Source organism: Streptomyces sp. NPDC018026 (assembly GCF_044327745.1).
GTDB classification, from domain to species: Bacteria; Actinomycetota; Actinomycetes; order Streptomycetales; family Streptomycetaceae; genus Streptomyces; species Streptomyces rubrogriseus.
Window position 1 is genome coordinate 319,225 of record NZ_JBIRFY010000005.1, and the last position, 14,897, is coordinate 334,121.

A 14,897-nucleotide genomic window follows, 5' to 3' on the forward strand; every position below is an offset into this window, starting at 1 on the left:
CGAGGAGTCGCGTCGCATGATCGCCAGCCCGCTTCCCGACCTCGTCGGCCGGCGACGCGAGTGCGCGGCACTCGACGACCTGCTGGCCGGTCTGCGTGAGGGCGGCGCCCGAGTACTGGTGATCCGCGGCGAAGCCGGTATCGGGAAGTCGGTGCTCCTGAAGTACGTGGCCGCTCAGGCTTCCCGCACGACGGTGACCTGGGCCCGCGGCATCGAGGCGGACATGGAACTGCCCTACGCGAGTCTGCACCAGCTGTGCGCGCCCTTCACGGACGAACTGGACGAACTGCCCGAACCCCAACGCGCGGCCCTGCGCGTGGCGTTCGGGATGGCCGCGGGAGACCCGCCCGACCGCTTCCTGGTCGGACTCGCCGTACTCACCCTGCTCACCCGGGCCTCGGAGAACCGGCCCGTGCTCGTGCTGGTCGACGACGCCCAGTGGCTGGACCAGGTGTCCCTGCAGACCCTGGAGTTCGTGGCCCGGCGACTGCTCGCCGAAGCCGTCGTCATGGCGTTCGCGGTGCGCGACCCCGAGGGGCGTTCCGCACTGGCCGGACTGCCGGCGATGCGGCTCGACGGCCTCGACACCTCCGCCGCCGGACTGCTCCTGGAAACCGCCGTCGGCGGGCGGCTGGAGAAGCGGGTCCGGAACCGGTTCGTCACCGAGATGCACGGCAACCCCCTCGCGCTCCTCGAGTTCTCCCGCGGCCGCAGCGCCGCCGAGCTGGCCTACGGGCTGGACTCGTCGAATCACCCGGCCGCCCGGGGCACGGTCGCCAACCGGGTCGAGCGGGACTTCGCCGACCGCCTCGGCGCGCTGCCGGAGGCGACCCGCACCCTGCTGCTGATAGCCGCCGCGGAACCGGTCGGCGACGCGGGCCTGCTGGTCCGCGCGGCCGCCTCGCTCGACATCGTCCCCTACGCCGCGCCGGCCAAGGCGGCCGGCCTGATCGAATTCGGCGAGTCCATCCGGTTCCGGCACCCGCTCGTCCGTTCCGCCGTCTACCACGGAGCCGAACCCGAGGAACGCCGGGCGGCGCACCGAGCGCTGGCCGAGGCCACCGACCCGGTCCTCGACCCCGACCGGCGCGCCTGGCATGCCGCACAGGCCGCCGACGGACCGGACGAGGAGGTCGCCGCGGGGCTGGAGCAGTCCGCCGGCCGTGCGCGGCAACGCGGCGGCCTGGCGGCAGAGGCCGTGCTGCTGGAGCGCGCGGCCGAGGTGACACCGGATCCGCGGCGCCGCGGCCGCCGGGCCCTCGCGGCAGCCGAGGCGCACTTCTCGGCCGCGGCGCCCGACCGGGCCACGGAGCTCGCGACGGTCGCCGAACTGTGTCCGCTGGGCACTTTGGACCGGGCCAGGCTCGCGCGCCTGCGGGCCAGGATCCTGTTCGCCCGCAGCCGCAGCGACGAGGCGGCGCCCCTGCTCCTGGAGGCCGCCGCACAGTTCACGGCCGCCGGTTCGCCGCTGGCGCGGGAGACCTACCTGGAGGCGATCAGCGCCACCATCTTCGCGGGCCGGGTCCACGGTCCGACCGGCGCCCGCGCCGCCGCGATCGCGGCCCGCGGATCCGGAGCGCCCCCCTCCGGCTCCGAGGCCGCCGACCTCCTCCTGGACGGCGTGGCCGCACTGCTCACCGAAGAGTACGAGACCGGCGTCCCGGCACTGCGCGGCGCGCTGGAACTGCTCGCCCACGAGGAGCTCGGCACCCGGGAAGCGACCATGCGCTGGCTGCTGCTGGTCCCGGTCGCGCTGGAGGCGTTCATCCACTACGCCTGGGACCTGCATGCCTGGGACACCCTGTCCGGCCGGGCCGTGCGCCTGGCCCGCGACATCGGCGCGCTCGGCGCGCTGCCACCGGCCCTCATCTACGCCGGCGGGGTGCACATCCACTACGGGAACTTCGCCGAGGCCGGCCGGATGATCGACGAGGCCGACGCGCTCGCGGCGGCGACCGGCCACGCCCAGCACCAGTACGCGACGCTGGTCCTGGCCGCGTGGCGCGGTGAGGCGGATGTCGCCGCCGGCATCATCGACGAGGCCAGGCAACGGGCCGAACTGCGCGGCGAGGTGTCCCTGCTGGGCGCCTCTGGCTATATCCAGGGCGTGCTGTTCAACGGGCTGGCACGCTACGAGGAGGCCTTGGCCGCCGCGCGCACGGGCATCGACCACGACGGGTTCAACTTCACCGGCCTGTCACTGGTCGAACACGTCGAGGCCGCCACCCGGTGCGGCGAGCTGGACCAGGCCCGTGCCTCGCTGACCCGGCTGCTCGAACTCACCCGCGCGGCCGACTCCGGATGGGCCTGCGGCGCCGCCGCCCGCAGCCGGGCGCTCCTCACCGACGGCGACGAGGCCGACGGCCTGTACCGGACCGCGATCGAGGAGTTCGGCCGCGGCGGTGTGACCGTGGAGGTGGCCCGCACCCACCTGCTGTACGGCGAGTGGCTCCGCCGCGACCAGCGCCGTTCCCAGGCCCGGGAGCAGCTGCGGACGGCCCACGAGATGTTCGACGGCATGCGCGCCCACGCCTTCGCCGAACGGGCCCGACGCGAACTGCTCGCCACCGGCGAGCATGTCAGAGTGCGGGAGAAGAAGCCGGTCAGTGCCCTCACCCCGCAGGAGTCGCAGGTCGCGACGCTCGCCTCGGGCGGCATGACGAACGCGCGGATCGGCGCCGAACTGTTCATCAGCCCCCACACCGTCGAGTGGCACCTGCGCAAGGTGTACACGAAGCTCGGCATCAACTCACGCCGCGCGCTGCCGGCGGCCCTGGCGAACACCCCGGCAGAGGAGTCCTGGGACCAGGACGCGCCGCGCACCGCCTGACAGCCGGCGCGGTCTTCCGGACGCGGTCGCATACCCCTCGTTGACCCACGGACTCCCCACGCGGACCCCACGGGTTCCGCACGTGGCACCACGGACTCGGCCACGCGGATCAAGGGCGCGGCGAACGGCCCCCCGCAGCAAGGGTGGAACCACTGCCCCACGACGGGCGCCCGTCCACGACGAGGAGTTCCCGATGCCCGCGCCCGGCCCGGACCCGACGCCGCACACCGCCACCTCGGCCGCCCACCCGGCCGACGGAGACCTGGACAGCGCCCTCGCTGTCTTCCTGTCCCAGCGACCACGGCTGTTCCGCATCGCCTACCGCATCCTCGGCGACGTCACGGGAGCCGAGGACGTGGTCCAGGAGGCCTGGCTGCGCTGGCAGCTCACCCACCGGGCGGAGATCGACAACCCGACCGCGTTCCTGGTGACGGTCACCAACCGCCTGTCACTCAACGTCGTACAGTCCGCCCGGCACCGCCACGAGATCCCGGCGGAACCGCAGTTGGCCGACCTCGGTGACCGGACCGCCCCGGACCCCGTGCTGAGCGCCGAGCGGACCGCGGCCGTCGAGGGCGCCCTGGCCCTGCTCATGGCGAAACTGACCCCGGACCGGCTGGCCGCGTACGTGCTGCGCAAGGGCTTCGGCTACGCCTACGCGGAACTCGCGGCCCTGCTCCGGATCAGCACCCCGAACGCTCGGGTGATGGTCCACCGCGCGCAGGCCCGCCTGGAGCGCGGACGTGAGCGGCCGGTCCCCGCCGAGTCGCACCGTCGTCTCGTCGTCGCCTTCCGCACCGCGGCCGGTACCGGAGACCTGACGGATCTGATGCGGCTTCTCACGCCCGAGGACCAGGCGCACCACGCACCACCGGCGGCCCCACCCCCCGGCCGCGAACACCTACCCGTCTCGCACACCGTGTGAGAGCGCTCGTCGCCGGCACCGTCCAGCACCCCGGTGAGCTCGCGCCGGGCTTCCGTACACCTCGGGGAGATGCGCGGTCAGTGCTCTGCCCAGTCCGGCGTCCACGTGTCGTGCGGGGTGCGCGGGGCTGTGTTGCGCAGGTGGTCACGCAGCGCGGTCAGCACGGGGTGCCGGTCTCCGGTGCGGAACAGCAGCACGTGCGGGTACACCGGGGTCGGGTCGTGCAACGGGATGCGCCGAAGGTCGTGGTTTCGGGGCCACACGTACCGGTCTCCCCGCCCGACGAGGGTGGCCAGTGAGGCCGAGTCGGCCAGCGAGTCCATCAGGGCCTCGTCGCCGAAGTCGGGGCCGAGCGCGTCGACGCTCAGGCCGAAGGCCTCGGACAGTGCCTGGTAGAACGCGGCCCACTCGGTGCCCGGCCTGATCCCGGGGATCCAGATGCGGTGGCCCGCCAGGTCCACCGGGCTGATCCGGGGTCTGTCGGCCAGCGGGTGGCCGGGGCCGACCAGCAGTTCCAGGGGTTCGTCCAGGAGTCGTTCGGCACTGATCCCGGTCGGGACCTGGTCCGCCGGCAAGGCACGGAAGGACGCGTCGACCGTCCCTTCGAGCACCGCCCTGGCCGCCTGTGCGGCGTTCTCCTTGTCCAGCGTGACCGCGTCCAGGTCCGTCTCGGGGCGGGAGCGGTAGAACCGGTAGACGGCCTGGGCCGGAGAGATACGCCGATTGAGGACATCGACGCGCAACGGGCGGCTCCCCGGGTTGACGGCCCGCTCGGCCTGCTCGATGGCCGTCAGGACCTTCTTGGCGTGCGGCAGGAAGACCTGCCCGTCCAGGCTCAGCCGGGAGCCTCGGGAGCTTCGCACCAGCAGCGTGACCGCGACATGCCTCTCCAGGGCCGCGATCCGCTTGGAGACCGCCTGCTGGCTGATCCCCAGCTCGTCGGCGGCGGCCTGGAACTGACCGGTCTCAGCGACGACCACGAACGTCCGTAGCGCTTCCACATCCACGCCTTCAGCCTACTTACACAACTGTGGGTTGTATCTGGCGCGGCGAGGGTTGTTTGATCGAAGGTTCCGCGCGGTGGTGGGATCGGCCCATGTCCACCCGCACAGAACAGATCATGTATGTCCATACGCCCGAGTTCGCGCGTCATGCCGAGCGGATCGTGGAGGTGACCGATGTGACGTCTCGGCTGAACGTGCTTCCGTTCAGCGACAGTGAACGTCGTGCGGAACTACTTTCCGTTGTGTTCGGAGGTCCGCTGCCGGAATCGGTGACGATCTACCCACCGTTCTTCACCGAGTACGGGCTGAACACGACGTTCGGGGAGAACGTCTTCGTCAATCAGGGATGCACCTTCATGGACAAGGGAGGCATCCGTATCGGGAACGGAGTCATGATCGCCCCGAAGGTCAGCCTCATCACCGGGGGCCATCCGCTGCCCCTGGCCGAGCGCCGCGCGCACCTCTCCTTCGCCCCGATCGTCGTCGAGGACGACGTCTGGATCGGGACCGCCGCCGTGATCACGCAGGGCGTGACCATCGGCGCGGGTGCGGTGGTGGCTGCCGGTGCGGTGGTCACACGTGATGTCCCCGCAGGCACCGTCGTCGCCGGAGTGCCGGCCCGGGTGATCAAGCAGATCGGCTGACCTCGGCCGGGCCGCCGGACCGGCCGCGGGGGCGACAGCCGTACGACCGGCTGTCGCCCCTTTGTCATGTTCGCCGGCGTCAGCCCGCGTCGACCGCCATCTCGCCGAGCGGCGACCAGTCGTCCTGGGGCACGATGGCGTTGACGATCCTGGGGGTCGTCGCGAGGTGGGGCGGCAGCGTCTGCCGGGCCGCCTCGAAATGCGCCGAGCCCACGTGGGCCGCACCGGCCTCCTCGTCCCGGAAGGCTTCCACGAGGACGTACTCGGTCGGGTCGTCGAGGCTGCGGGACCAGTCGAACCACAGGCATCCCGGTTCGGCCCGCGTCGCGCGGGTGAACTCCGCCACCACCTGCGGCCATTGGTCGGCATGTTCGGGGCGGACACGGAACTTCGCGGTGATGAAGATCAAGACGTTGCTTCCTTCGCTGTTCGTTCTTCGGGTTCCGTCACCCGGGGCCGGGTCACGGAACAAGGATCGCGCGGCCCCGGATGCGGCCGCCGTCCAGGTCGTCCAAGGCGTCCTGGAAACGGTCGAGAGAGTACTTGGCGGTGTGCAGGCGCACGCGTCCCCGCGCCGCGAGGACCATCAGCTCGCACAGGTCGTTGTAGGAACCGACGAGATTGCCGATGAAGTTGATCTCGGCGGAGACGACGTCGATGGTGGGGACGTCGATGTTCTCGCCGTAGCCGACCACGTGGTAGTCGCCGGCCTGGCGCAGCATGCCGATGCCGTCCCCGGTGGAGCCGCCCTCACCGACGAAGTCGATCACCGCCTCCGCACCGTGCCCGCCGGTCAGCTCGCGCACCCGGTCCACGTGGCCGCCGTCGGCGAGGACACCGTGGTCGGCCCCGAGGGAGACGGCCAGGTCGACCGCGTCGGGGTTGCGGTCGACGACGACGATCTCGGCGGCGGTGAGGGCCCCCAGCACCTGGATGCCGATGTGCCCGAGACCGCCCGCGCCGATCACGACGCAGCGGTCGCCCGGCCGGAGTCTCCGGGCCGCCTTGGCTGCCGCGTGGTACGCCGTGAGGCCCGCGTCGGCGAGAGCGGCGACGTCCGCCGGTTCGAGCGAGTCGTCGAGCCGTACGACACTGCGCGCGGAGGTCTTCAGGTACTCGGCGTAACCGCCCGCGGTGTCGATGCCCGGGAACCGGTTGTTCTCGCAGTGCACATCGTCACCGGCCCGGCACGCGCGGCACAGCCCGCAGGTGATCAGCGGGTGCACGATGACCTTGTCGCCCTCGGACACGTTGGTGACGGCGCTGCCGACCGCGTGGACCCACCCGGCGTTCTCGTGACCGATCGTGTAGGGCAGCTCCACCCCCGACTTCTCGGCCCACTGCCCCTCCAGGATGTGGATGTCGGTACGGCACACCCCGGCGCCGCCGATCCTGACGACCACGTCGTACGGGCCGGTGACCTCGGGGGCCGGGACCTCGGCCATTTCGAGGTTCTTGCCGTATCCCACCACCTGGACTGCTTTCACGACATGTTCTCCTTCGCTGGAGCGGAGAGCCGGAAGAGCTCACCCGCGGGTACGGGTTCCCCGGCCCCTACGGGTTTCCCGCCCGCCGGGAATTCCTCCGGGCGCGCGGACTGGTCGGCCGCGGACTGCGGGTACCGGGTGCGCAGCAGGCCCCGGCAGAAGTGGGCGTTGCCGTCGACCGAGATGCGCACGGAGCGGGCGAACCGCAGACGCAGCGGGATCTCGTCCGGAGCGAAGGGCCGGCCGTCGTCGTCCACGAGCGCCGGGTCGGCAGGGGCGGTGCCGAGCCCCAGGGCGGCACGGCGGCGCAGCAGCGCCCGGGTGGCGGCGGTGTCCGGCAGGTCGCCGAGGACGACGTCGCCGAGCTGGTCCTCGGCCAGCGCGGGCCGGGCGCGCAGCAGCGCCGTGAGCGCCCGTTCCATCGCGGCGGTGTGCGCCTTGCGCCGGAAGATGCCCCGCAGTTCCTCCAGGTCCTGCTCCGCCTCGTGGCCGAAGGTGCCGCGGTACCCGGCGTCGGCGGCCAGCCCCCGGTTGATCAGATCGGAGTCGTGGTGGTCGTCGAGCAGGACCGTGACCTCCCGGGCACCGGGCAGGGCGCTGAGCGCGTCCTTGGCGTCGGAGGCCATGAGATAGGCGAAGTTCGGCGAGCAGAACGAGGTCGGCAGCCGCAGGTGCACGGTGACGCGGCCGTCCTCGGCGGTCAGCGAGCGCACGAAGCCGAGGTCGGTGACGGGCTCGTCCAGCTCGGGGTCGTACACGGTGTCGAGCGCCGCGCGCGCCGCCACCTCGAGTTGCGCGGCCCACACGTCAGACCACCGCCGGCTCGGGGAGGCCCAGCCCGGCCGGGACCTCGATGTCGTACATGGCGGCCGCGTTCAGCCCGAGGATCTTCTTCTTCTGGGCGACGGTGAGCTGCGGGTACTCGCCCGTCATGTCGTCGGGGATCTGGAAGTCGACGAACCGCTCGACGATCCACCTGGGCGTCCACAGCGCGTAGTCGCTGGAGAACTGGACGCGGTCCTCGTCCAGCCAGTACAGCAGCTCGCCGATGATCTGCGCGAAGTAGCGGGGCCGGGTGTGCATGAACGGGATCGCGACGGCGAGCCCCGCGTGCACGTTGGGCTCCTGGGTGGCGATCCAGCAGAAGTCCTCGAGGCGGGGCAGACCGCAGTGCTCGACCACGAAGTTGAGGTCGGTGAAGTCGCTGGCTGCCGCGTCGACGTCGGCCACGTCGAAGGCGTCCCGGTCCAGCGGCCGGATGGTGGGGCCCTTGTGGATGTGGATGTTCTTGATGCCCAGCTCCCGGCAGGCGTCCAGATAGCGGTACGTCCACGGGTCGCTGAGCTTGTAGCCGCGGGAGTCGCCCTTCCACTCGGCGGTGTAGAGCTTGACGCCCTTCAGGCCGAAGCGGGCGGCGTCCTCGCGCAGTTGCCTGAGGCCCGCCTCCTCGAAACGCGGGTCGAAGCAGTGGTTGTAGGTGAGCTTGCCGGGGTGCTTCCGGGTGAGCGCGAAGGCCTCCTCGGTCTGGCCGAAGCCGGTGTTGTAGAACGCCCCGAGATGCGCCGGCTGGAAGATCGCGTGGTCGACGTACCCGTCGGTGAACAGGTCCTTCATAAGCCGCTCGCCGCCCTGGTACAGGAAGTCCTCGTACGGCCAGAGCTCCGACGCCGGGCTCAGGTTGCGGTGGTAGTCGTAGAAGCAGTCGATGAACTGCTTGCCGTGGATGTTGCGCTGGTTGTCGGGGCGTGCGTCCCACAGGGCGACGTGCGCGTCCACGACGAAGTAGTTCTCGCCGTCCTTGGAATACATCGGTTGCTCCTCGGTTCGCGGTGGGTGGTGGGCCGAGCCGGCGTTCGACGGTGCGGGTCGTGGGTCGGCAGGCTCGACGGCGCGGGTCAGGCGAACTGGATGCCGCCGTCGATCATCACCGACTGGCCGGTCATGTAGTCCGAGTCCCGCGAGGCCAGGTAGGAGACGAAGGACGCGACGTCGGCGGGCTCTTCGACCCGGCCGAGCGCGATCGCCTCCGCGTGCTTCCTGATGGCCTGGCCCTTCTGGATGCCCGCCTCCTCGGCCAGCCGCTCGTCGATCAGGTCCCACATGTCGGTGCCGACGATGCCCGGGCAGTACGCGTTGACGGTGATGCCGTGGCGCGCCCACTCCATCGCCGCGGCCTGGGTCAGCCCGCGTACGCCCCACTTCGACGCCGAGTAGGCGCCGAGCAGCGCGAAGGGGCGGTGCGCGACGATCGAGGCGGCACCGATGATCTTGCCGCCGCCGCCCTGGGCGATCATCTGCCGCGCGGCGGCCTGGTAGGAGAGGAAGACACCGCGCAGGTTCACCGCCATGACCTGCTCGAACTCGTCGAGGTCGGTCTCCAGCAGCGGGGTCACCCGGGCGATACCGGCGTTGGCCACGTAGACGTCGACCCGGCCGAAGCGGTCCGCCGCCGCCGCGACGAGTGCGTCGGTCTGTTCCTTGCTGGTCACGTCGGCGTGCACGGCGAGGGCCCGGCGGCCCGTCTTCTCGATGCCGGCCGCCACCGCGCTCAACTCCTCGGCCATGCCGGGGAGGTCGGCGACGACCACGTCGAGACCGTCCTCGGCCAGCCGCTCCGCGATGCCGCGGCCGATGCCCCGGGCCGCGCCGGTGACGACGGCGATACGGGGGACGGCGTTGTCGACGGAAGTCATGGGTCCTCCAGGGTTCGACTGCTCGGCGCGGAGCCTCCGCGCTCTCGTGCGGTGCTGCCCAACAGCGTGCGGGCGGCGGACGCCGTCGACTTTTTCAATGTGGAACACACCCGGCCGGCCCCTGATCGGAGGACCGCGAACGCCGGGAAAAGCCCCACCGAACGACCCGTTGACAGGTGCAAACGCGTTCGTAATATGGCGGAAACACGCTCACCGGAGGGGCGCCATGCTCAGTGACAGCACAGCGCGCGACCGAACCATCGCGCGAGCACGCCTGAAGTTCCTTCAGAACGCGGAACTGCCTGCGGCGGTCGTGCCCGAGGGCATCCTCAACTCCTGGCAGCGTTCCAAGTACCTGGGGATCGGCACGGACGAGGTGGTCGTCCCGTACCAGCCGGACTACGACCGGGAGAGCCGCCTGGTACGCGCCGCCACACCGGTCCTGGACCGGCTGGAACAGGCACTGGCGGGTTCGGACGCCAGTGTGATCGTGACGGACCGCAACGGCTGGGTGCGCGACCGCCGCGTCGGGGAGAAGCGGCTCTCGGCGCACCTGGACCGGGTGCACCTGGCACCCGGCTTCAACTACGCCGAACAGTTCGTCGGCACGAACGGCATCGGGGTCGCGCTGGAGGAACGCCGGCCCAACGTGGTCCTGGGCACCGAGCACTTCAACGAACGCCTGCAGAGCGTCTCCTGCGCGGCGGCCCCGATCCGCAACACGGTCACCGGGCGGGTCGAGGGAGCCATGAACCTGACCTGCTGGAACGGTCCGGCACGCCCCCTCATGGCGGCCCTCGTGCAGGAAGCCGTCGAAGACATCGAACGCGTGATGTACGAGTTCAGCAGCGCGCACCAGCGCGCCCTGCTGGAGGCGTTCCAGCAGGTCACCCACTACGGAGACCGGCCGGTGCTCTGCCTCGGGCAGGACCTCGTGCTCGCCAACACCGCCGCCTCGGCGAGGCTCACCGGCGACGACCACCGACTGCTGCACGAGGCCGCCGCCGAGTTCGGGCACGCACCCCGCACCCGCAGGGAGGTGCGGCTGACCGGCGGCGAGAGCGTCCTGATGCGCTGCCGGCAGGTCGACAGCTCCGCGGGCGCGGCCGGATACCTGCTGGAGCTGGCCTTCACGGACCGCCCCGCCGACGCCCCCGGCGCCAATACGGGCTCCCGTACCGGAATCCGCCATGGCTCCCGCGCGAAGGGCAGCGTGACCGGGCCCTGGCCGCTGCCGGGTCTGGCGGGGACGGACCCGGCCTGGAACTCGGCCTCCCGCACGGTCACGCGCTGCGCACGGGACCGCACCCCGCTCCTGCTCCACGGCGAGACCGGCACCGGCAAGGCCGGCCTGGTCCGTGCCGCGCACGCGCTGACGGGGGCGTCCTGGGCGCCCGTCGTCGTGGACGCCGCCGCCCCCGGCACCCCGCACGCCGGGGGCGGCCCGGCAGCCGCCCTGCGCGCGGTGCCCGCCGGACCGGGCCGCGCCCTGATCCTGCGCAACGCCGACGAGGTGACCCCCGAGGACGGAGCCGCCGTCGCCGAAGCACTGGACTCGGCGGCGGCCCGGGGCACCTGGGTGGTCGGCACCGTGCGGCGCGCGGCGGGCATGCCGGAGCCGCTCAGGCACTGCTTCCTGGAAGCGGCGGCGGTGCCCGCCCTGCGGCACCGCCTCACCGACCTCCCGGCGCTGGTCGACTGCCTGCTGCGGCGCATCGGTGGTGGTGTGGAGTGCGCACCGGAGGTGCTGCCGCCGCTGCGCCGGCACGACTGGCCCGGCAACGTCCGCGAACTGAGCCTCGTCCTGAGCAAGGCCGCCGCAGCCCGCCGTACGTACCGGATCGAGTTCGGCGACCTGCCGCCGTCCCTGCACAGCGCGGGCAGCCGGTCCTTGAGCGTCTGGGAGGCGTCCGAGCGCGACACCCTGGTCCAGGCGCTCCTGGAGGCGGACGGCAACAAACTGCTCGCCGCCCAGCGGCTGGGCATCTCCCGTACGACGATCTACCGCAAGATGCGGGCCTACGGCATCACCCTCCCCGCCCGGGGCTGACGCGGGCCCGCGCCAACGGCCGGACCGGCGAGGCCGAGTTCTGCCGGTGGCAGAAGACCGGCCGGACCGGGCTCGACCATCACTACAGTCCCGTCTCATGACGACGATCACGACGCGTGAGGTCGAGTACCCGGCCGACGGTTTGACGATGACCGGGTACCTCGCGCTCCCGGCCGGTGCCGACCGCCGACCCGCGGTGCTGCTCGGACCGGAGGGCATGGGGCTCAGCGACGTCGAGCGCGGACGGGCCGACGCTCTCGCCGAGCTGGGATACGCGGTGCTGGCCTTCGACCTGCACGGCGGGCGCTATCTGGGTGACCCCGAGGAGATGCTGGCCCGTTGCATGCCACTGCTCGCCGACCCCGACCGGATGCGGGGCATCGGCCGTGCGGCGCTCGACGTGTTGCGCACCGAACCGCGGACCGACCCCGACCGGATCGCCGCCGTCGGCTACGGCACCGGGGGCGCCATCGGGCTGGAACTCGGGCGTGATGGCGTCGACCTGCGCGCGATCGGGACGGTCAACGCGCTGACCACGGGCCGACCCGGCGAGGCGGAGCGCATCCGCTGCCCGGTGTGGGCCGGCGTCGGGTCGGAGGACCCGATCATGCCGCCCGCGCAACGGAACGCGTTCACCGCCGAGCTGCAGGCCGCGGGCGTCGACTGGCGCCTCACGGTCTACGGCGGCGCCCTGCACGCCTTCCACCACCCGCCGGTCGACCACCCCACGGTCCCCGGCGTCGGCCACCACCCACGGCACGCGCGGCGCGCCTGGCGCGACGTCGTCGACCTGCTCGCCGAATGCCTGCCCAGGTAAGCATGTCGGCGCCACCCCCCGGCCGCGTCTCCTCTCGTCCACCGCCTAACATCGCACTGCGTTCCGCAACGGACACCGACACGACGTCGGCCGTGCACCGCTGCCCCACACGGCAGGACGACGTCCACCGCCGGGGCGGGCGACCGGCCGTCGACAAGGGGGAAGAATCATGCGCGCCCGGAGCATCGGCACCGCCACCGCAGCGGCACTGGCCCTGGTGGCCGCCCGAGACCTCGTCCAGAAGAAGCACGCGCTGCTGCGCAACTTCCCGCTGGTCGGACATGCCCGGTACCTGCTGGAGACCATCGGGCCGGAGCTGCGGCAGTACATCGTGACCTCGAACGAGGAGGAGCGCCCCTTCAGCCGTGACCAGCGCACCTGGATCTACGCGTCGGCCAAGGAGGAGAACAACTACTTCGGATTCGGCACCGACGTCGACGTCGAGCACGTGCAGGGACGCGCGTACGTGAAGCAGCGCACGTTCGCCCGCAGCCTCCCCGAGTCGCACGGCCGGCCGGACCTCCCCGATGCCGTGCCGTCCGCCAAGGTCCTGGGGGGACCGCGCGGCCGGGCCAAGGCGTTCCGGCCGGACAGCGTGGTGAACATCTCGGCGATGAGCTTCGGGTCCCTCTCCGGCGCCGCGGTCACGGCTCTCAACAAGGGGGCGGCGCTGGCCGGGACGATGCAGAACACGGGCGAGGGCGGACTGTCCCCCTACCACCGCAACGGCGCCGACCTCGTCCTCCAGATCGGCACGGCGTACTTCGGCTGCCGTGACGAGAACGGCGACTTCGACCTCGCCAGGCTCAAGGACGTGGTCGCGGGCGCCCCGGTCAAGGCGATAGAGATCAAGCTCTCCCAGGGTGCCAAGCCGGGCCTGGGCGGGATGCTGCCCGGCGCGAAGGTCACCCCGGAGATCGCCGAGATCCGCGGCATCCCCCAGGGCAAGGACTGCGCCTCCCCGTCGCGCCACACCGCGTTCGGCGACGTCGACTCGATGCTGGACTTCGTCGAACTGATCGCCGCCGAGACGGGTGTGCCGGTAGGCATCAAGAGCGCGGTGGGGGAGATGGAGTTCTGGCACGAGCTGGCGACGCTGATGGCGCGTGGCGACCGCGGCGTCGACTTCGTGACGATCGACGGCGGCGAGGGCGGCACCGGGGCGGCGCCGCTCACCTTCACGGACTCGGTGTCGCTGCCCTTCCGGATGGGCTTCTCCCGCGTCTACGGCACCTTCGCCGAGCTGGGACTGACCGACGACCTGACGTTCATCGGCTCCGGCAAGCTCGGCCTGCCCGACAACGCCGCGGTCGCCTTCGCCCTCGGCGCCGACATGATCAATGTCGGCCGTGAGGCGATGCTGTCCATCGGCTGCATCCAGTCGCAGAGGTGCCACACCGACAAGTGCCCCACGGGTGTCGCCACCCAGAGCCCGTGGCTGGCCCGTGGGCTCGACCCGGAGTCGAAGGCCACCCGCGCCGCCGTGTATCTGCGCACCCTGCGCAAGGAGCTGACGAAGCTCTCGGCGGCCGTCGGTGTCGCCCACCCGGGGCTCATCACGCCCACGGACATCGAGATCCTCAACGGCGACTACGACGCCCGTACCCTGGCCGCCGTCTACGGCTACAAGGACGGCTGGGGCGAACTCGGCCCGCACCTGGCCGACGGGATCACCGCACTGCTCACCGCGGGGCCGGGCACCCTCGGGGACGTCCGTCCCTGACCGGTCGGGCCGGCACCCCGCCGAAACGCACAGCGCGTACCACGAAGGGCCGTCATCGCCGGCACCATGTCCGTGACGGCCACGCTCCGGGCGTGCCCCCGCACCCGGTGACCCGGGCCGGGGCGCGCTGAGCGGGGCGGGCTCGGCTACCCCGCGGCCACGTGTCCGGCCAGTCCGTCCGTGATGAGGGCGAGCCCCGCCTCGAACGCCGACGCGTGATCGATCTCCGGTACGCCGGCCGGGAGGTCCGCCGTGTCGCCGGGGCCGGCCTCCGCCTGCTCCTCCAGGACGCAGCCGACGGTGAAGCGGCCGGCCGCGAGCATCGCCATCTGGGCATGGCGCTCGGGTACACCGGACGCGACGAGGAAGCCCATCTTGCGGCGGATCCGGTCGAGGTCGGCGGTGGGTCTGCTGCCGGCGTGCAGCCGAGCACCGTCACGGCGGGCGAGCAGAGTGCGCCGGAAACTGCGCGTGTTCTCCAGGAACCAGGTGTACCAGTCCTCGTCGGGCCCCGGCAGCGGTTGGGCCGCGTGCGGGGCCATGGCGGCCTGCGCCATGGCCGCCAGAAGTTCCCTCTTCGTGCGGAAGTACCAGTACAGCGACGGCTGCTCGACGCCCAGGCGCTTCGCCAGCCGCCGGGTGCTGACGCCGTCCAGTCCGACCTCGTCGAGCAGGTCGAGCGCCTCGGTGATCACCGTCTCCCGGTTCATCTTGGTCATGTTGA

13 protein-coding genes are annotated in these 14,897 nt (G+C 71.9%); 6 read left to right on the forward strand and 7 right to left on the reverse strand.

Going from position 1 to position 14,897, the window contains the following annotated elements; genetic code table 11:
* Window positions 1-16 precede the first annotated feature (16 nt).
* Window positions 17-2,830, forward strand: coding sequence for an AAA family ATPase (locus tag ACH4D3_RS18640; protein ID WP_398323301.1), 2,814 nt, complete (start codon window positions 17-19; stop codon window positions 2,828-2,830).
* A gap of 193 nt (window positions 2,831-3,023) precedes the next feature.
* Window positions 3,024-3,755, forward strand: coding sequence for a sigma factor (locus ACH4D3_RS18645; RefSeq protein ID WP_398323303.1), 732 nt, complete (start codon window positions 3,024-3,026; stop codon window positions 3,753-3,755).
* 77 nt (window positions 3,756-3,832) lie between these two features.
* Here ACH4D3_RS18645 and ACH4D3_RS18650 read toward each other — a convergent pair whose 3' ends face one another.
* Entirely contained in the window at window positions 3,833-4,762 is a 930-nt protein-coding gene (locus tag ACH4D3_RS18650; RefSeq protein ID WP_398323305.1) for a LysR family transcriptional regulator, read from the reverse strand.
* A gap of 113 nt (window positions 4,763-4,875) precedes the next feature.
* On the opposite strand from ACH4D3_RS18650, the gene ACH4D3_RS18655 reads away from it, so the two are divergent.
* Window positions 4,876-5,403: a sugar O-acetyltransferase gene (locus tag ACH4D3_RS18655; RefSeq protein ID WP_398323617.1), complete on the forward strand. Its 528-nt coding sequence runs from the start codon at window positions 4,876-4,878 to the stop codon at window positions 5,401-5,403.
* A 79-nt stretch (window positions 5,404-5,482) separates the two neighbouring features.
* Here ACH4D3_RS18655 and ACH4D3_RS18660 read toward each other — a convergent pair whose 3' ends face one another.
* The 5 genes from ACH4D3_RS18660 to ACH4D3_RS18680 all read right to left on the reverse strand — a co-directional run bounded on the left by ACH4D3_RS18660 (window position 5,483) and on the right by ACH4D3_RS18680 (window position 9,583).
* The gene (locus tag ACH4D3_RS18660) at window positions 5,483-5,812 is read right to left on the reverse strand and encodes a putative quinol monooxygenase (RefSeq protein WP_398323307.1); all 330 of its coding nucleotides are present in this window, start codon (window positions 5,810-5,812) and stop codon (window positions 5,483-5,485) included.
* A gap of 52 nt (window positions 5,813-5,864) precedes the next feature.
* Window positions 5,865-6,890: an NAD(P)-dependent alcohol dehydrogenase gene (locus tag ACH4D3_RS18665; protein ID WP_398323309.1), complete on the reverse strand. Its 1,026-nt coding sequence runs from the start codon at window positions 6,888-6,890 to the stop codon at window positions 5,865-5,867.
* Complete coding sequence (locus ACH4D3_RS18670; RefSeq protein WP_398323311.1) at window positions 6,887-7,696, reverse strand: iron-sulfur cluster assembly protein; 810 nt, start codon at window positions 7,694-7,696, stop codon at window positions 6,887-6,889. The genes ACH4D3_RS18665 and ACH4D3_RS18670 overlap by 4 nt, the downstream gene beginning before the upstream one ends.
* 1 nt (window position 7,697) lies before the next feature.
* A complete protein-coding gene (locus ACH4D3_RS18675; protein ID WP_398323313.1) occupies window positions 7,698-8,699 on the reverse strand; it encodes an amidohydrolase family protein in 1,002 nt (333 codons plus the stop codon).
* An 86-nt stretch (window positions 8,700-8,785) separates the two neighbouring features.
* Complete coding sequence (locus tag ACH4D3_RS18680) at window positions 8,786-9,583, reverse strand: acetoin reductase (RefSeq protein ID WP_398323314.1); 798 nt, start codon at window positions 9,581-9,583, stop codon at window positions 8,786-8,788.
* 226 nt (window positions 9,584-9,809) lie between these two features.
* Between ACH4D3_RS18680 and ACH4D3_RS18685 the strand changes: the two genes are divergently transcribed.
* The 3 genes from ACH4D3_RS18685 to ACH4D3_RS18695 all read left to right on the forward strand — a co-directional run bounded on the left by ACH4D3_RS18685 (window position 9,810) and on the right by ACH4D3_RS18695 (window position 14,173).
* Window positions 9,810-11,633 carry a sigma-54-dependent Fis family transcriptional regulator gene (locus ACH4D3_RS18685; RefSeq protein ID WP_398323316.1) on the forward strand — a complete coding sequence of 608 codons (1,824 nt, stop codon included), beginning with the start codon at window positions 9,810-9,812 and terminating at the stop codon, window positions 11,631-11,633.
* Window positions 11,634-11,730: 97 nt separating this feature from the next.
* On the forward strand, window positions 11,731-12,450 hold the full coding sequence (locus ACH4D3_RS18690; protein WP_398323318.1) for a dienelactone hydrolase family protein: 720 nt from the start codon (window positions 11,731-11,733) through the stop codon (window positions 12,448-12,450).
* A gap of 169 nt (window positions 12,451-12,619) precedes the next feature.
* A complete protein-coding gene (locus ACH4D3_RS18695; protein ID WP_398323320.1) occupies window positions 12,620-14,173 on the forward strand; it encodes an FMN-binding glutamate synthase family protein in 1,554 nt (517 codons plus the stop codon).
* Between the two features lie 146 nt (window positions 14,174-14,319).
* Here ACH4D3_RS18695 and ACH4D3_RS18700 read toward each other — a convergent pair whose 3' ends face one another.
* Window positions 14,320-14,892 (reverse strand): TetR family transcriptional regulator, encoded by a 573-nt coding sequence (locus tag ACH4D3_RS18700; RefSeq protein ID WP_398323322.1) that lies wholly within the window; start codon window positions 14,890-14,892, stop codon window positions 14,320-14,322.
* Window positions 14,893-14,897: the final 5 nt, after the last annotated feature.

Coding starts and splice junctions, on each gene's coding strand:
- ACH4D3_RS18685 (WP_398323316.1), top strand. CDS start 9,810: ATGCTCAGTGACAGCACAGCGCGCGACCGAACCATCGCGCGAGCACGC.
- ACH4D3_RS18675 (WP_398323313.1), bottom strand. CDS start 8,699: ATGTATTCCAAGGACGGCGAGAACTACTTCGTCGTGGACGCGCACGTC.
- ACH4D3_RS18690 (WP_398323318.1), top strand. CDS start 11,731: ATGACGACGATCACGACGCGTGAGGTCGAGTACCCGGCCGACGGTTTG.
- ACH4D3_RS18640 (WP_398323301.1), top strand. CDS start 17: ATGATCGCCAGCCCGCTTCCCGACCTCGTCGGCCGGCGACGCGAGTGC.
- ACH4D3_RS18695 (WP_398323320.1), top strand. CDS start 12,620: ATGCGCGCCCGGAGCATCGGCACCGCCACCGCAGCGGCACTGGCCCTG.
- ACH4D3_RS18680 (WP_398323314.1), bottom strand. CDS start 9,583: ATGACTTCCGTCGACAACGCCGTCCCCCGTATCGCCGTCGTCACCGGC.
- ACH4D3_RS18655 (WP_398323617.1), top strand. CDS start 4,876: ATGTATGTCCATACGCCCGAGTTCGCGCGTCATGCCGAGCGGATCGTG.
- ACH4D3_RS18645 (WP_398323303.1), top strand. CDS start 3,024: ATGCCCGCGCCCGGCCCGGACCCGACGCCGCACACCGCCACCTCGGCC.
- ACH4D3_RS18700 (WP_398323322.1), bottom strand. CDS start 14,892: ATGACCAAGATGAACCGGGAGACGGTGATCACCGAGGCGCTCGACCTG.